Raw genomic sequence first — 17,098 nt, 5'->3', positions numbered from 1 at the left:
GAGGTCCCCCGCCCCTCCCGTGCCGGTGGCCCGGCGTACCGCGCTACGGCTTGATGAGGACCTTGAGCGCCATGCGCTCGTCCATGGCCTTGTAGCCTCCCGGCACCCCGTCCAGCCCGACGGTCAGGTCGAAGACGGGTGAGGGGTCGATCGTGCCGTCGAGCAGGTCGGGCAGCAGCTCCGGGATGTACGTGCGCACGGGGGCGACGCCGCCGCGCAGGGCGATGTTCCGGTCGAACATGACGTCGAGGTCGACACCGGTACCACTGCCGTGCGGGACTCCGACGTAGCCGATGGAGCCGCCGTCACGGATGATGCCGATGGCCGTACGCATGGACTGCTCGGTCCCGACGGCCTCGATCACCCCGTGGGCACCCTCGCCGCGGGTCAGCTCCCGTACGGCCGCGAGGGCCGCCTCGCCGCGTTCGGCGACGACGTCCGTGGCACCGAACGCGCGGGCGATGTCGGTGCGCGCGCTGTGCCGGCCGAGAGCGATGATCCGCTCCGCCCCGAGCCGCTTGGCGGCCATGACGCCGCACAGGCCGACCGCGCCGTCACCGACGACCGCGACGGTGCTGCCGGGCACGACGCCCGCGCCGAGCGCGGCGTGGTGCCCGGTTCCGAGGACGTCCGAGAGCGCGAGGAGCGCGGTGAGCAGCCGGTCGTCGGACGCGGCGTCGGCCGGGAGCCGCACGAGGGTGCCATCGGCGTGCGGGACCCTGACCGCCTCGCCCTGGCCGCCGTCGGAGCCCGCCGATCCCCAGAATCCGCCCTGCGGGCAGGAGGTCGTGAGCCCTTCGGCGCAGTAGGTGCAGGTGCCGTCGGACCAGACGAACGGGGCCACGACGAGGTCGCCGACGGCGAAGCCGTTGACCCCGGGGCCGGCCTCCTCGACGACGCCGAGGAACTCGTGGCCGATGCGCTGGCCGGGCTGCCGGGCGGACTCTCCGCGGTAGGCCCAGAGGTCACTGCCGCAGATGCAGGCCCGCAGGACCCGGAGCACCACATCGGTGGGCTGCTGGATCGTGGGGTCGGGTACGTCCTCGACGCGTATGTCGTGGGCGGCATGGATCACGGTGGCGCGCATGCGTCGAAGTCCTCGCTCGTCTCAGATTCTGATACTCCCTTCACGGTACGCCCCGGGGGCGGCGCCGGTGGAATCCTCGTCCGGACCGAGCGCTCCCCGGGTGAGCAGGTACTGCGCCGCGAGGTAGGTCAGCATGATCCAGAAGTCGTGCGCGGGGAACTGCGGCAGATCCGCGAGGCCGGTGGCGATGAGCGCGTCGGAGACCAGGAAGAGGGCCCCGCCGGCCGCGGCGTACCGCCCGAGGACGCCGGCCCGCCAGGCCATGGCCGTGAGCAGCAGGCTGTAACCGGTCAGCGGGATCCGCAGCCCCGCCGGGAGTCCTGGCCACAGGAGCACGACGAAGGCCACGAGAACGACGGCGTACGCGAGGCCGGTGACCGGGCGTACGGGGGCGCGCCCGAAGAGCACGAGGTAGCAGACGTGGCCGGCGGCGAAGAAGCCCATCCCGGCGAGGAACGCGGGCTCCGCGTCGAGCATCAGCAGCACGTCCCCCACCCAGCCGCACAGCAGCGCGGCGATCAGCAGGCGGGGTCCGCCGCGGGCGGCGGCGCAGGCGGCGAGCAGAAGCACCAGCAGCGGCTTGGTGGCGACGTGGGCGGCCTGGATGCCGACGAGGTGCCCCACGAGGTGGACCGCCGCCACGGCGACGAAGGCGATGAGCAGCGGGCGTACGAGCCGGGGCGCACCGGCGCCGCGGGTCATCCGGTCTGCTCGGTGGCGGCGCGGGGCTGCGCGGGAGCGGGAACGGGGGCGGGCACGGCGGCGGAGGGGGCCGGCGAGGGCTGCCAGCCCGGCCCCCGGAAGACCCGGCCGGCCCGCTCGCTCCAGGTGGCGGCCGCGCGCACGTCGCGGGCGATCGCGGCGTACTCGTGGGTGGCGACGCGGAACGGGTTGTGCGTGGCGATGTTCTTGGTGAGGCCGAAGACCGGCCGCTCCGTCTCCGCGGCGAAGGAGCCGAAGAGGCGGTCCCAGAGGATGAGGATCCCGCCGAAGTTGCGGTCGAGGTATCCGCCCTGCGAGGCGTGGTGCACCCGGTGGTGGGAGGGGGTGTTGAGCACGTACTCGAAGGGCCGGGGCAGCCTGTCGATCCGCTCGGTGTGGACCCAGAACTGGTAGACGAGGTTCGCCGAGGAGCAGAAGGCGAGTGCGGCCGGGTGGACCCCGAGGGCGATGAGCGGGAGGTAGAACGGCCAGGAGGTGAGCGAGGTCCACGGCTGGCGCAGGGCGGTGCTGAGGTTGAACTTCCGGCTGGAGTGGTGGACCACGTGGCAGGCCCAGAGGAGCCGGATGACGTGGTGGCCGCGGTGGGACCAGTAGTAGAAGAAGTCCTGGGCGAGAAGCATCAGCAGGACGGTCCACCACAGCACGGGGACGCGCAGCGGCGTCAGTTCGTACAGAGCCGCGTAGATCGCGACGACGGGTATCTTCCACAGCAGGTCGAAGACCAGACTGCCCAGCCCCATGGTGATGCTGGTGGCGGCGTCCTTGGCGTCGTACCCGGCGGCGTCGTCGTCCGGGTGCAGCCGGTAGGACACCATTTCGAGGACGGTGAGCAGGACGAAGGCCGGGATGGACCACAGCACGACATCGGGCGGATTCGGCTCCATGCGAGCACCGTAGGGCCGCGGGGCGACGCGCGATAGATGTTGTTACCCACAAGTATGCGAGACGGGACGTCATCAGCGTTTGGCGGGTTCCGCCAACGGGATCGCCGCAGGATCTCCGGCACGCACCCTCGCCGGGAGGACGAACTCTCCTTCCCTCGGACGCGGTTGCACATATTCACTCGCCGGGGAGCCCACAGCCGGACCTACCGCCTCCGGACGCGCCTACACCCCCGTCGCCCCCAGCAGCGCACCCGCCCCGTAGGTGACGGCCATGGCCACCGCTCCCCCGGCCATGTTGCGCAGCACCGCGCGCCTGGGAGCCGCCTCCCCCAGCCGGGCACTCCACCAGCCGGTGAGGGCCAGCACGGCGAGCACGGACAGCACGGTGACGGGAAGGCGCACCGAGGTGGGTGGCAGCACGATCGCCAGCAGCGGAAGCATCGCTCCCACCGTGAAGGCGAGGAAGCTCGCTCCCGCCGCGTGCCAGGGATTCGTCAGCTCGTCCGGGTCGATGCCGAGCTCGACCTCGGCGTGGGCGCGCAGCGCGTCGCGCTGCGTGAGCTGGACGGCGGCCTCCCGTGCGAGCCGCGCGCTCAGCCCCTTCTCCTCCAGCAGTCCGGTCAGTTCGGCGAGCTCGGCCTCCGGGGTCTCCTCGAGCTCCCGCTTCTCGGTCTCCAGCGCCGCCTCCTCCGAGTCGCGCTGGGTGGACACCGACACGTACTCACCCGCGGCCATCGACAGGGAGCCCGCGAGCAGCCCGGCGAGTCCGGCCGTCAGCAGCGTGGACCGGTTCCCGGTCGCGCCGGCGACCCCGACGACGAGGCCGGCGGTCGAGACCACACCGTCGTTGGCACCCAGCACCGCGGCCCGCAGCCAGTTGAGCCGGGTGCCGAGCCCGCCCCCGTGGGGTTCGTCGTGCGCCTGTGCCTGCGTGTCCGTCATCCCGGGAGCGTCTCACCACATGCGCCGCGACCGCATCCGGAACCGCTTTCGAGGGGGTGCGGCCAACTGCGCGCCGCCGTCTCCCGGTTCGCGGCCGGGGCCGCCCGGATAGGTCACTGTCGGCCCCGGCCCGTATTCTCTGTGACCATGCTCGACGACCGTCAGACCGCAGCGCCGTGGCCGGCCGCGTATCCCCAGGGGTACGCGGTCGTCGACGTGGAGACCACCGGACTCGCCCGCGACGACCGGATAGTGTCCGCTGCCGTGTACCGCCTCGACGCCCGGGGCGAGGTCGAGGACCACTGGTACACGCTGGTGAACCCTGAGCGGGACCCCGGTCCCGTCTGGATCCACGGGCTGACCAGCGACGTCCTGGAAGGGGCGCCGCTCTTTCCCGAGGTGGCCGCCGAGCTGTCCGAGCGGCTCGCGGGCCGCGTGCTCGTCGCCCACAACGCCGCGTTCGACTGGTCGATGATCGCCCGTGAGTACGCCCGCGCCGCGGTGACTGCGCCCGTCGAGCAGCGTCTGTGTACCATCGCGCTCTCCAAGGAGCTGCGGCTCCCCCTGCCCAACCACAAGCTGGAGTCGCTGGCCGCGCACTTCGGCGTGGTGCAGCAGCGCGCGCACCACGCCCTGGACGACGCCCGGGTGCTGGCAGAGGCCTTCCGGCCGAGCCTGCTGGCCGCGGCCAGGGACGGGGTGCGGCTGCCCCTGCTGGAGTGCCGCCCGCTGACCGAGTGGTACGACTCGCCGGTCACTCCGCGCGCCGGTTACCGTCCGTCGCAGGCGCAGAGCTGGCGTCCCTCGCGCAAGCGTCCCGCGTGCCCCTATCCCAACCCGGGGCGCTACGAGCCGGACAAACCGCTCATGCAGGGCATGCGTGTGGCGTTCTCCGGCGACACCTCCGTCGACCGGGAGCTCCTGGAGGACCGCGCCGTCGAGGCGGGCCTGCACGTGGCGACCAGCGTGTCGCGGCTGACGAGCCTGCTCGTCACCAACGACCCGGACTCGGCGACGTCCAAGACGGTGAAGGCCAGGTCCTTCGGCACGCCTGTCCTGGAGGAGAGCGCCTTCACCCATCTCCTGAGGGATGTGGCCCCGGCCGCGACGGTCGCCGTGCCGAAGCCGTCACCGTCATCGGAGTGAACCGGGGGCGACTCGCCCCGCATCGGCTCGCCCGCCGCCCCGCGGCGTCCCACCCTGTGGCGCATGGCACGTTGTGAGGTCTGCGGAAACGACTACGGGATGTCCTTCGAGGTGCACGCGCAGGGCGCGGTGCACGTCTTCGACTGCTTCTCCTGCGCCATCCACCGCATGGCGCCCATCTGCGAGCACTGCCGGGTCCAGGTCATCGGCCAGGGCGTCGAGGTCGACGGCCACTGGTACTGCGGCGGTCACTGCGCCCGGGCCGAGGGAAGGGCGGGCATCGTGGACAAAGTATGACGGGCCGCCCCGTCCGCACGGGGACCCCTCCGTGCCGCACCCCATGGCCCCGGCTGTACGGTCATGGGGTGTACCGCTTCCTGTTGACCCGGCAGTGGGTGATCGTCACCCTCATCGTCCTCGCCATGATTCCCACGATGATCGAGCTCGGTTTCTGGCAGCTGCACCGGCATGAACACCGGGTCGCGCAGAACGCGCTGATCTCCCGGAACCTCGAGTTGGACCCGGTCCCCGTCGACCGCCTGACCGCACCCGGACACACGGTTCCCCGCTCCGACTACTGGCGTGCGGTGACGGCCACGGGGACGTTCGACACCCGGCACGAGGTCGTCGTGCGGCGGCGTACCTCGCAGGACGAGCGGATCGGCGTCCTGGTGCTGACCCCGTTCGACCTGAAGGGCGGTGGCACCGTCCTGGTCAACCGCGGCTGGGTCGAGGCGGCGACCGACCAGCGGGCGTTCCCCGAGGTCCCGGCTCCGCCGCGCGGCGAGGTCACCGTCACCGGGCGGCTCAAGGCGGACGAGACGACGGGCACGAGCGGGATCAAGGACCTGAAGGGTCTGCCGGACCGCCAGGTGATGCTGATCAACAGCGCCCAGCAGGCGGACCTCCTCGGCCGTCCGGTCCTCGGCGGTTATCTGGAGCTGACCGCTCCGGCGCCCGCCGACGGCAGCCCCGAGGTGATCGCGGCTCCGGACGACGGTTCCATCGGCCCTCACATGGCGTACGCCGTCCAGTGGTGGCTCTTCGCCGCGGGGGTCCCCGTCGGCTGGGTCATCCTCGTGCGCCGTGAGAAGCGCGACCTCGCCCGGGCCGCCGGGGACCGCGAGGCCGCGGAGCAGCCGGAGCCCGCGACCGCCTGACCGGCACCATCCCCTGCCTGTTCACACCGGTTTCGCTGCTTAACGAAGCCCAGGTTCGGGAAGACGCCAGAGCGTGACTCCACGCATCGAGGACTACGCCGTCGTCGGCGATCTCCAGACGGCCGCCCTGGTGGGCAGGAACGGTTCTGTCGACTGGCTGTGCCTGCCCCGCTTCGACTCTGGCGCCTGCTTCGCGGCGCTGCTCGGCGACGAGGACAACGGCCACTGGCGGATCGCCCCGCAGGGCACGGACAGCAGCGAGACGTGCACCCGGCGGGCCTACGTGGACGACTCGCTGGTCCTCGAGACCTACTGGGAGACGAGGACCGGGACCGTCAAGGTCATCGATTTCATGCCCCAGCGCGACAAGGCGCCCGACGTCATGCGCATCGTCGAGGGCGTCAGCGGCAGCGTCGACATGAGCTCCGTCCTGCGCCTGCGGTTCGACTTCGGCTCCGTCGTGCCGTGGATGCGGCGCTCGCACGGCCACCGGGTGGCCGTGGCCGGCCCGGACTCGGTCTGGCTGCGCAGCGAGCCGCCGGTCAAGACCTGGGGGCAGCAGTTCAGCACCTGCTCGTCCTTCACGGTCTCCGAGGGCGAGTCCGTGGCGTTCGTCCTGACGTGGCACCCCTCGCACTCCCCCCGCCCCAAGTTGATCGATCCTCACAAGGCCCTGAAGCACACGCTTGCGGACTGGGCGAAGTGGGCGGCCCGGTGCACGTACCGGGGCCCGCACCGGAAGGCAGTACTCCGCTCGCTGATCACCCTCAAAGCGCTCACCTACGCGCCGACCGGCGGGATCGTGGCGGCCCTCACCACCTCGCTGCCGGAGGAGATCGGCGGCGTACGCAACTGGGACTACCGCTTCTGCTGGCTGCGGGACTCCACCCTCACCCTCGGCGCCATGATCGCGTGCGGATACGTGGAGGAGGCGGCGGCCTGGCGGGACTGGCTGCTGCGGGCCGTCGCCGGTGACCCGGCGGACCTGCAGATCATGTACGGACTCGCGGGCGAGCGCAGGCTCCCCGAGACGGAGCTGCCCTGGCTGGCCGGTTACGAGGGATCGCAGCCGGTCCGCGCGGGGAACGCGGCCGTGCGGCAGAGGCAGCTCGACGTCTACGGCGAGGTCATCGACTCGCTCAGGGTGGCCCGCGAGGCCGGGCTCGACAACAAGTCGCACGCCTGGAACCTGCAGCTCAGCCTGCTGGGCTTCCTGGAGTCCACCTGGCGCGAGCCGGACGAGGGCCTGTGGGAGGTCCGCGGGCAACGCCGCCATTTCGTGCACTCCAAGGTGATGGCGTGGGTCGCGGCCGACCGCGCGGTGCGGACCCTGGAGGAGAACCCGGAACTGCCCGGCGACGCCGACCGCTGGCGCGCGATGCGGGACGCCGTGCACGCGGAGGTCTGCGAGAAGGGCTACGACCCCGTGCGCAACACCTTCACGCAGTCCTACGGCTCCCAGGAGCTGGACGCCGCGACCCTGCTCATCGTGCGCGCGGGCTTCCTGCCGCCCGACGACCCGCGGGTGACCGGGACGGTCGACGCGGTGCGGGACGAGCTCGCCCACGACGGTCTGATCCGCCGCTACAGCACCCGGGGCGGGTCGGTGGACGGACTTCCGGGCGACGAGGGGGCGTTCCTCGCCTGTTCGTTCTGGCTGGTCGACGCCCTGGTCCGGACGGGACGCCGGCAGGAGGGCGAGGTCCTCTTCGAGCGGCTGCTCGAACTGCGCAACGACGTGGGGCTGCTGGCCGAGGAGTACGACCCGGTGGCGGGACGGCAGCTCGGCAACTACCCGCAGGCCTTCAGCCACATCGGCCTGGTGAACAGCGCGGTCGACCTCGCGCGCGATGACGCGGCAGGATAGGGGCATGGATCTTGGACTGAAGGACCGTGTCTACATCGTCACCGGCGCGACACGCGGGCTGGGCAACGCCACGGCACGGGCGCTGGCCGCCGACGGCGCGAAGGTGGTCATCTCCGGCCGGGAGGAGAAGAGCGTCGCCGAGGCGGCTGCCGCAATCGGCCCCGAGGTGGTCGGGGCCGTCGCCGACAACGCCGAACCGGACGCGGCACGGCGCCTGGTGGACACCGCGAAGGAACGCTTCGGCAGGCTGGACGGCATCCTCATCAGCGTCGGCGGACCCGCGCCCGGCTTCGTCGCCGACAACACGGACGACCAGTGGCAGACCGCCTTCGAGTCCGTCTTCCTCGGCGCCGTACGGCTGGCGCGCACCGCGGCCGAGGCGCTCGGCGAGGGCGGCGTCATCGGCTTCGTCCTGTCCGGATCGGTGCACGAGCCGATCGCCGGCCTGACCATCTCGAACGGACTGCGCCCCGGCCTCGCCGGCTTCGCCAAGTCCCTGGCCGACGAGCTGGGTCCGCGCGGCATCCGGGTCTTCGGTGTGCTGCCGTCCCGGATCGACACGGACCGGGTGCGCGAGCTCGACGCCCTGTCGGGCGACGCGGAGGCCGCCCGCACGGCCAACGAGGCGCGCATCCCGCTGCGCCGCTACGGCACTCCGGAGGAGTTCGGCACGACCTCGGCCTTCCTCCTCTCGCCCGCCGCCTCCTACCTGACGGGCATCATGGTGCCGGTCGACGGCGGCGCCCGCCACGGCTTCTGACGCGAGCCGCCCGGACTCCGCGCGGGCCCGGCCACTGCCGGTCACGCGTCGGCGGCGCGTCAGTTGACCCGCTCCGCACGGTGCTTGACGGCCTTGAGCCGGACCTCGGCCGGGAGTTCGTCGAGGCCGGCCGAGGCCCGGGCGTGAGCGAGGGCCCCCTCGGAGATCTCCCGCAGTGTCGGCCCGGGGGCGGCGTGCGGCTCCAGCAGCACCCGCAGCCGGGCCTGCGGGGCGGTTCGCCGGCCGGCCAGCGTCACCTTGGCGTCCGACACCCCGTCCAGCGAGGCCGCCTCACCGCCCAGGACGCCTTCCAGCGCCTTGCCGCGCAGCAGCGCGCCCTCGCCGTCGCCGCTGTCCACCAGGATCTCGGCGAGGCGGCCACGGCGCAGTTGGGCGAGCAGCCACCAGAGGGCGAGAACCACCAGGACGGCGAGAACCGCGATGACGGTGGGCCACCACCAGCCCTCATCCCGCCACCGGTAGCGGTCACCCCTGCTCAGCAGGACGTCGTTCTTGCCGTCGTACGGCCACCAGGACGGCAGGGAGAGGCCGAGCCCCGCGACGAGGACGCCCCCGCCGACGACGAGGAGCACGAGTCCGGCCAGGCCGGTCAGTATGCGGTTGCACTTTCCGATCACGCGCTTTCACCCCTTCTTCGCCGGTCGGCGGACACGGACGGACAGACCGGGCTGCCGGGCCAGGCCGAGGTCACGGACGGCCCGGCCCAGGACGGTGTCCAGGTCGGCCCTGATGTCGTCGAGCTCGCGGAAGTGCGACAGAGCCCGCACGGTCGCCTTGCGGCGCTTCATCTTCACCCGCACGGACTGGACACCCGCCACTTCCGCGGCCCGGTCGCGCAGCGCCATGGCGGCGGCCTTCCGGTCGAGACCGGCCCGGACACCGGCGTGATCCCGGCGCATCGGCAGCAGCGCGCGGAGACCGGGCGTGAGGGCCAGGAGGAGCAGCCAGAGCCCCAGCGCGGCCGCGACGGCTGAACCCGCCAGCACCCACACGTCGTCGAGGTGACGGCTCGCCAGGTCGTCGGCGACCGTGCGCCGCCACTGCATGGCCGGGCGGCCGGCCCGTACCGCCACGATGTCGTACAGCAGGATTCCGGCGCCCCCGAGGACGACCACCGCGACCAGGACGGCGGGGACACGGCGCTGGGCCCAGAAGCGGCCGGCCCGGCCGCCGGACCGGTCGGGTGCGGCGGCGGGTTCGTAGGACGAACCGGACGCGGACTGTTCCATGGCGAGTACGCCGCCGTCACCCTCCGGCTCGACCGTGGGCAGGCGCTGCGTGCGGTTCTCCGGGTCGTGAGGCTCGCTCACCGGGTGCTCCCCTCCTGTGCGATGCCCGCTCCCGGCAGATGCAGCCGCTCGACCTGCACCGCCACTTCGGGCACCTCCATTCCCGCCAGTGCTCTTACCCGCTCGGCCACCCGGCGACGCACCGCGCCGCACTGACGGCCGATGTCGCAGGGGTAACCGAGGTCGAGGCTCACGCGTACCCGGGCGGTGTCGCGGTGCACCGTGACGGTGGCGCGCGGCGCGGCGGCGCCCGTTGCCCGCACGTCGACGGCCTCCTTCGCCGCCTGCGCGGCGATCTTCGCGACGACCCTGTCGGCGACCCGGGTCTCCCCCCGCTCCGCCGCGGCGACCCGGCCCGTCACCGCCGTCACCGTCGCCGGTCGCCGCGATCGCGACTCCGGAAGAAGTCGCCGGGTTCCAGGTCACCGTCCGCGAACCGACCGGCGACGAAGCCGATCGCCCCGAGGGCGGCCACCAGCAGAAAGGCCCCGAACCCGCCGAAGTACCCGGCGAATCCGAGAGCCATGCCGGCCAGGAGGCCGGCCACAGCCATGCTCATCGTGTGCTCCTCAACTGCCGCGCGGGAGGTCTACTGGAGTCGTGGCTCGGACTCGTCCTCGTCCTCCTCGTCCGGCAGCTTGACGTCGCTGACGGCGATGTTGACCTCGACGACCTCCAGGCCGGTCATGCGCTCGACCGCCGCGATGACGTTCTCCCGCACCTCGCGGGCCACGTCGCTGATCGACACGCCGTAGTCGACGACGATCTCGAGGTCGAGCGCGGTCTGCGACTCCCCGACCTCGGCCTTCACGCCGCGGGTGACCGACTTGCCGCCGCCGGGGACACGGTCTCGCATGGCTCCGAACGTCCGGGAGAGACCGCTGCCCATCGCGTGGACGCCGACCACGTCGCGTGCCGCCAGACCGGCGATCTTCTCGACCACACCGTCCGCGATCGTGGTGCGGCCCCGGGTGGCGGGGGCCCCTCCGCCGCGCTTGGCGAACTGGCTCTGCCCTCCCTCGTCCCCGCCGGACGTACTGCCGGGGCTGTCGGGCCGGTTGCGCTGTGGGGTTTCGGTCATCGCCGCTCTTCCCTTCGGGACAGGGGGTGAACTTCTGTGGCCCACAGTAAGTGCGCTTACTCCGTCCCGCGCCGTGGATGGGGCAGGGTGGAGCAATGACAACGGCTGACAGCCCCCGAAGGGCCGAAGGATGGACCGCCGCGGTACGCCAGCGGCTCGGCCTGGGCCGGTTGCTCCCTCTGGGCGAGCCCGCCGACGGCTCGTGGATCGCCGAGCGCGCGGCGGCGGCCGTGCTCCGGGACGCGTCGTCCGGTTCAGGAGCAGTGCTGGGGGTGCTGAGAATCGACTCCGCCGACGCGGAGGCCCCGCCAGGTCCGTCCCCGGTGCCCGGTCCGCCCGGCGCCCTGCCGCACGGCCCGCTGCGCATCGAGGCCGGATTCTCCGCCACGGCCGGACGACCGCTCACCGCCACCGCGGACATGTTGCGCGAGGCGCTGCTGGCTGCTGCCGCCCGGCGCCTCGGGCTCGTCGTCGACAAGGTGGACCTGCGCGTGACGGCTCTGCTGGAGGAGGAGCCGGGACCGTCGGCCGTGCCCGCCGTCGATCTGCAGGCGGCGGAAGCGGACGGGGCCGCCGGGACGGCCGCGGCCGGGGTCCCCGGGGTCGTCTCACTGACGCGGGTCCTGGGTCCCCCGGTGCAGACCGGCGCAGGGCACGTCCGCGTGGAGCTGGCGACGGCGGGTGAGCACCGGGCGCTGGACGTGGCTCGTGTGGTGCGCGGGGCGGTCGCCGCAGCCGTGGAGGGCGACCCGACCGTGTCCGTGCTGGTCACCGCGGTCGTGGAGGAGAAGTGAGCCTGCCCCGGCCCAAGACAGTCCGCCCGGGCCGGGGCACGCCGTTGATTCAGTCCGAGAGGCCGGCGAGGTCGCGCAGCCGGCGGCCCTGGGCCGCGCGTTCGGCGACGCGCTGCTCCTCGTAGGTCCGCGTGACGGCGCCGCTCAGCAGCGCCTTGGTCTCGACGACCGCGTCGCGCGGCGCTGCGAGCAGCGCCGCGGCGAGGTCGTTCGCGGCGGCTTCGAGCTGGTCGGCGGGGGCCACGTAGTTGGCGAGGCCGATGCGCTCGGCCTCGTCGGCGTGGACGAAGCGGCCCGTCGCGCAGATCTCGAGCGCGCGCGCGTATCCCACGAGGTGCACGAGGGGGTGCGAACCCGTGAGGTCGGGGACGAGTCCCAGGCTGGTCTCGCGCATGGCGAACTGCACGTCCTCGGCGACGATCCGCAGATCACAGGCCAGGGCGAGCTGGAAGCCCGCACCGATGGAGTGTCCCTGTACGGCCGCGATCGACACGATGTCGTTGCGGCGCCACCAGGTGAACGCCTCCTGGTACTCGGCGATGGTCGCGTCGAGTTCTGCCTCCGGGCCTCGCGCCATGTCGAGGAAGGACGGCTCACCGTCGAAGCCTTCGGGCGTGAACGCCTGCCGGTCGAGGCCCGCGGAGAAGGACTTGCCCTCGCCCCGGAGCACCACGACCCGCACGCTGCCGGGGAGCACTCGTCCGGCCTCTGCCAACGCCCGCCACAGAGCGGGAGACTGAGCGTTGCGCTTGGCCGGGTTGGTGAGTGTCACGGTGGCAACCGCGTCATCGACGGTGAGCCGTACGCCGTCCTTGTCGAACACAGAGTCGAGCGAGGTCATGGAGGGCCTCCGGATCGGGTGCAGTCAGCACTTACTGGCAAGTAACTGAACAGTAGCCACCCGGACGACCTGGTGGTCGGCCGGGTGGCCACCCGATGTTCCGGTGGAGCTCAGGGCCGGGCGCGTGCCCGCCCCTGACCGCCGGCGGCCGTCAGGCCGAAGCGGCCTTCTTGCCCCGCGTCGCGCCGCCGCGTCCCCGCAGCGTCACTCCGGACTCGCTGAGCATCCGGTGGACGAACCCGTAGGAGCGGCCGGTTTCCTCGGCCAGCGCCCTGATGCTCGCACCGGAGTCGTACTTCTTCTTCAGGTCTGCCGCGAGCTTGTCACGCGCGGCGCCGGTAACCCGGCTGCCCTTCTTCAGAGTCTCGGCCACCCGTGCCTCCTCAAGGAAGTGCGCTCTGGACTTCTCATGATCACCCCTCCCGGGCTTCCTGGCCACCCATTCGGCAAGGTCCGTGCGCGGGATCACGCGTCCGGGAGCGGGCGACCACAAGCGGATTTCGACATTCCAGAGGGGTTCACGGCCCGCCGCAACCGGGGATCGGAGAAACGAGCAGGTCAGGGCCGTACGGGGTGAATGGCCGAAAATCGGTGCGCCCGGCAGCTATCTGCCGGGCGCCGCGCCGGGGTACGAGACGCGCTCACCCAGATGATGGATCACCGATGGGCCGAATGATCGAGACGCGTTGGATCACCGGGCGCCGAGGGGGATCCGGAGGACTTCGGAGCGGTCAGGCGAGGGCGACTAGGTCCCGGTAGTCGGCACCCCAGAGGTCCTCGACCCCGTCGGGCAGCAGGATGATCCGCTCCGGCTGGAGCGCCTCGACGGCACCCTCGTCGTGGGTGACGAGGACGACGGCGCCCTTGTAGGTGCGCAGGGCCCCGAGGATCTCCTCGCGGCTGGCCGGGTCGAGGTTGTTCGTGGGCTCGTCGAGCAGCAGCACGTTGGCGGACGACACGACCAGCGTCGCCAGGGCGAGCCGGGTCTTCTCGCCGCCGGAGAGCACGCCGGCGGGCTTGTCCACGTCGTCCCCCGAGAACAGGAACGAACCGAGCGTCTTGCGGACCGCGACGAGGTCGAGGTCGGGCGCCGCGGAGCGCATGTTCTCCAGGACGGTGCGCTCCGGGTCGAGGGTCTCGTGCTCCTGCGCGTAGTAGCCGAGCTTGAGGCCGTGCCCCTGGATGATCTCGCCTGTGTCGGGCTTCTCGGCGCCGCCGAGAAGCCGGAGCAGCGTGGTCTTCCCCGCACCGTTGAGGCCGAGGATGACGACCCGCGAGCCCTTGTCGATGGCGAGGTCCACATCGGTGAAGATCTCGAGCGACCCGTAGGACTTGGACAGACCCTCCGCCATCAGCGGGGTCTTCCCGCAGGGAGAGGGGTCCGGGAAGCGCAGCTTGGCGACCTTGTCCGAGACCCGTACGGCGTCCAGGCCGGAGAGCAGCCGGTCGGCACGCTTGGCCATGTTCTGGGCGGCGACGGTCTTGGTCGCCTTCGCCCGCATCTTGTCGGCCTGGGCGTTGAGGGTCGCGGCCTTCTTCTCGGCGTTCTGACGCTCGCGCTTACGGCGCTTCTCGTCGGCCTCGCGCTGCTGCTGGTAGAGCTTCCAGCCCATGTTGTAGATGTCGATCTGGGCGCGGTTGGCGTCCAGGTAGAACACCTTGTTGACCACCGTCTCGACGAGCTCGACGTCGTGGGAGATCACGATGAAGCCACCGCGGTAGGTCTTGAGGTAGTCGCGCAGCCAGACGATCGAGTCCGCGTCCAGGTGGTTGGTGGGCTCGTCGAGGAGCAGGGTGTCGGCGTCCGAGAAGAGGATGCGGGCGAGCTCGACACGGCGGCGCTGACCACCGGACAGGGTGTGCAGGGGCTGGCCGAGCACCCGGTCGGGCAGGCTGAGCGCGGCGGCGATCGTGGCGGCCTCGGCCTCGGCGGCGTATCCGCCCTTGGTGAGGAACTCCGTCTCCAGGCGCTCGTACCGCTTCATGGCCTTCTCGCGGGTGGCGCCCTTGCCGTTCGCCATCCGCTCCTCGTTCTCCCGCATCTTGCGCAGGATCTCGTCGAGCCCGCGGGCCGAGAGGATACGGTCGCGGGCCAGCACCTCGAGGTCGCCGGTGCGGGGGTCCTGGGGGAGGTAGCCGACCTCGCCACCCCTCGTGATGGTGCCGCCGGCCGGAGTCCCCTCCCCCGCCAGGCATTTGGTCAGGGTGGTCTTGCCGGCGCCGTTGCGCCCGACGAGACCGATGCGGTCGCCCTTGGCGATACGGAAGGAGGCGGACTCGATGAGGATGCGGGCGCCGGCACGCAGCTCGACGCCGGAGGCGGTGATCACGGAAATACTCCAGGGCGGTATGGACGGCGGAGGGACAGCGGGCTCACGACTCGACGCCGTCTAATGCACAAGGAGAATTGCCATGGGACTCAGTCTACTGGCGGTGCCGGCCTGCTCCTCCGCATGCTCCTGGCCCCTCACGGCAGGCGTGCGTCCCGCGCGCGAACCCGGGCCGGTGCGACACCTTCGGCTGACGTGGCCGCCCGCCGATGGCCGTTCGCCGGTCCCGGATGGAAGACTGAGACACGGATCACACCGGAACGGCACGGGCGAGCAGGAGGAGGGCGAGCGCCATGGCACGCACGGACGGCGTCCCCACGGTCTATCCGACGATTCTCTACGACGACGCGAAGGCCGCGATCGAGGTGCTCACCAAGGCCCTGGGATTCACGGCGGAGGCGGTGTACGAGGGCGAGGACGGCAGCGTGGTCCACGCCGAGCTCGCGTGCGGCAACGGCAGGGTGATGCTCGGCTCCAAGGGGCGGGAGGGCGTCTTCGCCTCGGCGATGGCCGACGCCGGCCCCGCAGGGGTCTACGTCGTGCTGGACGAGGTGGACGAGCACCACGCGCGGGCGGTGGAGCACGGCGTGGAGATCCTGATGCCGCCCACCGACCAGGACTACGGCTCGCGGGACTACATGGCCCGGGATCCGGAGGGCAACGTCTGGAGTTTCGGCACCTACGCCCCGGGGCCGGCCGGCTGACCGCCCCCGGGACCCGGCTCCACCGCCGTCACGCCCCGCCGGTGTGCACCTGGAACGCCGCGCGGCGTACGGCCTTGGCGAGGGCGGGGTCCGGATGGGCGGCCGCGAGGGCGACCAGCACCTGGACGGTGCGCGGGTGTCCCACGGCCCGCACCTCGTCCAGCAGCGCCGGGACCGTGCCCTGGACGGCGGAGTCGAGGTGGCGGACGAGCAGCCCCGTCTCGCCGTGGTCGGCCACGGCGGCGGCGGTGTCGACCCAGAGCCAGGTGGCCTCCTCCCGGCTCAGGACGTCCTGGGCGTCGTCGGGGTCGCGGCCCTCGTACTCGGCGAGCCACAGCAGCGCGTAGGGACGCAGCGGCGCCTCGGTGACGACGGAGCGCACGACGGGCTCGGCGGGGGCTCCGACGACGCGCAGCGCCTCGAAGGCGAGGCCGCGCAGCAGGGCGTCCTCGCCCCGGGCGACGGCCAGGAGTTCGGTGACCGCGCTGCCGACCGTCCGGGCGGCCAGCCAGGCCCTGTATTCGGCCCGGGCCGGTCCGGGGGTGAGGCGCGCGCAGCCGAGCAGCATGTCGGCGGCGGACTGCTCGATGTTGCCGGCCGGGCTCTGGGCGGCGACGCAGATCTGTTCCAGCTTGACCCAGACCGCCCAGTTGCCCAGGGGGGTCAGGGTGGCGTGCCCGGCTCCGAGGGTGAGGGCGCCGACGGAGGCGAGCCCTTCCAGGGCCCAGTCGAGCAGCAGCGCGTTCAGCTCGGTCGGGCTCCCGTCGGTGGGAGCGGGCTGCTCCGGCGGGCCGGACGGCACCTCGCAGCGTTCGTCGTGGAGTTCGGCGACGCGCTGGCCCAGGAGGTCGAGGAGCGCGGGCACCGTGACGGGGCCGGCCGAGAGCTGGAGGAGCGAGAGCACCTGGGGCACGGCCTCGACGGCCTCCGCCACGGCGGTGGCCTCGATGCCGTCCGGGGAGGCGTGGACGAGCGACCAGGCGTCGAAGAGCGCGACCCAGCCCCGGAGCACGGCGGAGTCGTCACGGTCCCACGCGCGCAGCCGCCAGCCGGGGCGTGCGGTGTCGCCGTGGAGCTCGATGAGCCCGGCGAGCCTCGCACGGTCCCATCCGGCCCGCACGTGGTCCGGGGAGAGCTCCAGCGCGGCCGAGGCCCGTTCGAGGGCGCCTTCGGCGAGCGGAGCGACTCCGGGGCTCGCGCCGTCGGCCGCCCACAGGGCGATCCGTACGGCGTCGGCGAGCACGGCCCGGGCCTGCCGCGCCAGCTCCGCCGGGGGCGGTGTGCCCTCGGGTGGGCGGGGGGCCGGCCTGGTGCGCCGGGTCGTCACTGCCTTACGGGCGGTCGCCTGGGGTCGGGGGCGGACAAGTCGCAGCCTGGAGTCGCGCGGGGTACGGGACGTCACGGGGAGCAGTCTTGCCTCTGACGGGCCGAAAGCCCAAACGGAAGCCGCACGACCGGGGTTCGGCGGG

The 17,098-nt window shown here is 72.4% G+C and carries 20 protein-coding genes; 7 read left to right on the top strand and 13 right to left on the bottom strand.

All coding sequences use genetic code 11. The annotated features are described in order from the left end of the window. Positions 1-43 precede the first annotated feature (43 nt). From OG206_RS25390 to OG206_RS25375, 4 genes are all read right to left on the bottom strand, one after another. Entirely contained in the window at positions 44-1,087 is a 1,044-nt protein-coding gene (locus tag OG206_RS25390; RefSeq protein WP_327119953.1) for a zinc-dependent alcohol dehydrogenase family protein, read from the bottom strand. Positions 1,088-1,108: 21 nt separating this feature from the next. After that, on the bottom strand, positions 1,109-1,789 hold the full coding sequence (locus OG206_RS25385) for a lysoplasmalogenase (RefSeq protein ID WP_327119951.1): 681 nt from the start codon (positions 1,787-1,789) through the stop codon (positions 1,109-1,111). Next, positions 1,786-2,694, bottom strand: a complete 909-nt coding sequence (locus OG206_RS25380) for a sterol desaturase family protein (protein ID WP_327119949.1) — start codon at positions 2,692-2,694, stop codon at positions 1,786-1,788. The genes OG206_RS25385 and OG206_RS25380 overlap by 4 nt, the downstream gene beginning before the upstream one ends. Positions 2,695-2,916: 222 nt before the next feature. Continuing rightward, entirely contained in the window at positions 2,917-3,636 is a 720-nt protein-coding gene (locus tag OG206_RS25375; protein ID WP_327119948.1) for a VIT1/CCC1 transporter family protein, read from the bottom strand. A 141-nt stretch (positions 3,637-3,777) separates the two neighbouring features. On the opposite strand from OG206_RS25375, the gene OG206_RS25370 reads away from it, so the two are divergent. The 5 genes from OG206_RS25370 (at position 3,778) to OG206_RS25350 (ending at position 8,569) form a co-directional block, all read left to right on the top strand. Next, positions 3,778-4,782 carry a DEDDh family exonuclease gene (locus OG206_RS25370; RefSeq protein WP_327119946.1) on the top strand — a complete coding sequence of 335 codons (1,005 nt, stop codon included), beginning with the start codon at positions 3,778-3,780 and terminating at the stop codon, positions 4,780-4,782. A gap of 63 nt (positions 4,783-4,845) precedes the next feature. Then, positions 4,846-5,079, top strand: coding sequence for a hypothetical protein (locus OG206_RS25365; RefSeq protein ID WP_073747930.1), 234 nt, complete (start codon positions 4,846-4,848; stop codon positions 5,077-5,079). Positions 5,080-5,147: 68 nt separating this feature from the next. After that, entirely contained in the window at positions 5,148-5,942 is a 795-nt protein-coding gene (locus OG206_RS25360; protein ID WP_327119941.1) for an SURF1 family cytochrome oxidase biogenesis protein, read from the top strand. 73 nt (positions 5,943-6,015) lie between these two features. Next, the gene (locus OG206_RS25355) at positions 6,016-7,809 is read left to right on the top strand and encodes a glycoside hydrolase family 15 protein (protein WP_327119939.1); all 1,794 of its coding nucleotides are present in this window, start codon (positions 6,016-6,018) and stop codon (positions 7,807-7,809) included. Positions 7,810-7,813: 4 nt separating this feature from the next. Then, the gene (locus OG206_RS25350) at positions 7,814-8,569 is read left to right on the top strand and encodes an SDR family oxidoreductase (protein ID WP_327119937.1); all 756 of its coding nucleotides are present in this window, start codon (positions 7,814-7,816) and stop codon (positions 8,567-8,569) included. A 59-nt stretch (positions 8,570-8,628) separates the two neighbouring features. Here the strand turns inward: OG206_RS25350 and amaP are convergent, their stop codons facing one another. Genes amaP through OG206_RS25325 form a run of 5 tightly spaced genes read right to left on the bottom strand, consistent with a single transcriptional unit; the run spans position 8,629 to position 10,960 of the window. Then, positions 8,629-9,207, bottom strand: coding sequence for an alkaline shock response membrane anchor protein AmaP (gene amaP, locus OG206_RS25345; protein WP_327119936.1), 579 nt, complete (start codon positions 9,205-9,207; stop codon positions 8,629-8,631). Between the two features lie 6 nt (positions 9,208-9,213). Continuing rightward, positions 9,214-9,900 carry a DUF6286 domain-containing protein gene (locus tag OG206_RS25340; protein WP_327119935.1) on the bottom strand — a complete coding sequence of 229 codons (687 nt, stop codon included), beginning with the start codon at positions 9,898-9,900 and terminating at the stop codon, positions 9,214-9,216. Next, entirely contained in the window at positions 9,897-10,250 is a 354-nt protein-coding gene (locus OG206_RS25335; protein WP_327119933.1) for a hypothetical protein, read from the bottom strand. Before OG206_RS25335 ends, OG206_RS25340 begins: the two co-directional genes overlap by 4 nt. After that, positions 10,247-10,438, bottom strand: a complete 192-nt coding sequence (locus tag OG206_RS25330) for a hypothetical protein (protein WP_327119931.1) — start codon at positions 10,436-10,438, stop codon at positions 10,247-10,249. The genes OG206_RS25335 and OG206_RS25330 overlap by 4 nt, the downstream gene beginning before the upstream one ends. Before the next feature lie 30 nt (positions 10,439-10,468). Then, positions 10,469-10,960, bottom strand: a complete 492-nt coding sequence (locus tag OG206_RS25325) for an Asp23/Gls24 family envelope stress response protein (protein ID WP_327119929.1) — start codon at positions 10,958-10,960, stop codon at positions 10,469-10,471. Positions 10,961-11,055: 95 nt separating this feature from the next. On the opposite strand from OG206_RS25325, the gene OG206_RS25320 reads away from it, so the two are divergent. Continuing rightward, positions 11,056-11,754 carry a hypothetical protein gene (locus OG206_RS25320; protein WP_327119927.1) on the top strand — a complete coding sequence of 233 codons (699 nt, stop codon included), beginning with the start codon at positions 11,056-11,058 and terminating at the stop codon, positions 11,752-11,754. Positions 11,755-11,803: 49 nt separating this feature from the next. Here OG206_RS25320 and OG206_RS25315 read toward each other — a convergent pair whose 3' ends face one another. The 3 genes from OG206_RS25315 to OG206_RS25305 form a co-directional block, all read right to left on the bottom strand. After that, complete coding sequence (locus OG206_RS25315; RefSeq protein ID WP_327119925.1) at positions 11,804-12,595, bottom strand: enoyl-CoA hydratase/isomerase family protein; 792 nt, start codon at positions 12,593-12,595, stop codon at positions 11,804-11,806. 151 nt (positions 12,596-12,746) lie between these two features. Further along, positions 12,747-12,968 carry a helix-turn-helix domain-containing protein gene (locus tag OG206_RS25310; protein ID WP_006123601.1) on the bottom strand — a complete coding sequence of 74 codons (222 nt, stop codon included), beginning with the start codon at positions 12,966-12,968 and terminating at the stop codon, positions 12,747-12,749. A gap of 358 nt (positions 12,969-13,326) precedes the next feature. Then, on the bottom strand, positions 13,327-14,925 hold the full coding sequence (locus OG206_RS25305; RefSeq protein WP_327119923.1) for an ABC-F family ATP-binding cassette domain-containing protein: 1,599 nt from the start codon (positions 14,923-14,925) through the stop codon (positions 13,327-13,329). A 293-nt stretch (positions 14,926-15,218) separates the two neighbouring features. Here OG206_RS25305 and OG206_RS25300 point away from each other — a divergent pair, with 293 nt between their 5' ends. Further along, a complete protein-coding gene (locus tag OG206_RS25300; RefSeq protein WP_327119921.1) occupies positions 15,219-15,629 on the top strand; it encodes a VOC family protein in 411 nt (136 codons plus the stop codon). A gap of 28 nt (positions 15,630-15,657) precedes the next feature. Here OG206_RS25300 and OG206_RS25295 read toward each other — a convergent pair whose 3' ends face one another. Further along, positions 15,658-16,956 (bottom strand): hypothetical protein, encoded by a 1,299-nt coding sequence (locus tag OG206_RS25295; RefSeq protein WP_327122398.1) that lies wholly within the window; start codon positions 16,954-16,956, stop codon positions 15,658-15,660. Positions 16,957-17,098 lie beyond the last annotated feature (142 nt).

This window comes from Streptomyces sp. NBC_01341, assembly GCF_035946055.1.
Classification (GTDB): Bacteria; Actinomycetota; Actinomycetes; order Streptomycetales; family Streptomycetaceae; genus Streptomyces.
The sequence above is the reverse complement of the archived record's forward strand: the minus strand, read 5'-3'. Positions and strand labels throughout refer to the sequence as shown.

What these genes read in the sequence shown, in the direction of transcription:
- OG206_RS25380 (WP_327119949.1), bottom strand. Translation starts at nt 2,694, where the DNA reads ATGGAGCCGAATCCGCCCGATGTCGTGCTGTGGTCCATCCCGGCCTTC.
- OG206_RS25330 (WP_327119931.1), bottom strand. Translation starts at nt 10,438, where the DNA reads ATGAGCATGGCTGTGGCCGGCCTCCTGGCCGGCATGGCTCTCGGATTC.
- OG206_RS25385 (WP_327119951.1), bottom strand. Translation starts at nt 1,789, where the DNA reads ATGACCCGCGGCGCCGGTGCGCCCCGGCTCGTACGCCCGCTGCTCATC.
- OG206_RS25320 (WP_327119927.1), top strand. Translation starts at nt 11,056, where the DNA reads ATGACAACGGCTGACAGCCCCCGAAGGGCCGAAGGATGGACCGCCGCG.
- OG206_RS25375 (WP_327119948.1), bottom strand. Translation starts at nt 3,636, where the DNA reads ATGACGGACACGCAGGCACAGGCGCACGACGAACCCCACGGGGGCGGG.
- OG206_RS25365 (WP_073747930.1), top strand. Translation starts at nt 4,846, where the DNA reads ATGGCACGTTGTGAGGTCTGCGGAAACGACTACGGGATGTCCTTCGAG.
- OG206_RS25325 (WP_327119929.1), bottom strand. Translation starts at nt 10,960, where the DNA reads ATGACCGAAACCCCACAGCGCAACCGGCCCGACAGCCCCGGCAGTACG.
- OG206_RS25390 (WP_327119953.1), bottom strand. Translation starts at nt 1,087, where the DNA reads ATGCGCGCCACCGTGATCCATGCCGCCCACGACATACGCGTCGAGGAC.
- OG206_RS25350 (WP_327119937.1), top strand. Translation starts at nt 7,814, where the DNA reads ATGGATCTTGGACTGAAGGACCGTGTCTACATCGTCACCGGCGCGACA.
- OG206_RS25300 (WP_327119921.1), top strand. Translation starts at nt 15,219, where the DNA reads ATGGCACGCACGGACGGCGTCCCCACGGTCTATCCGACGATTCTCTAC.
- OG206_RS25315 (WP_327119925.1), bottom strand. Translation starts at nt 12,595, where the DNA reads ATGACCTCGCTCGACTCTGTGTTCGACAAGGACGGCGTACGGCTCACC.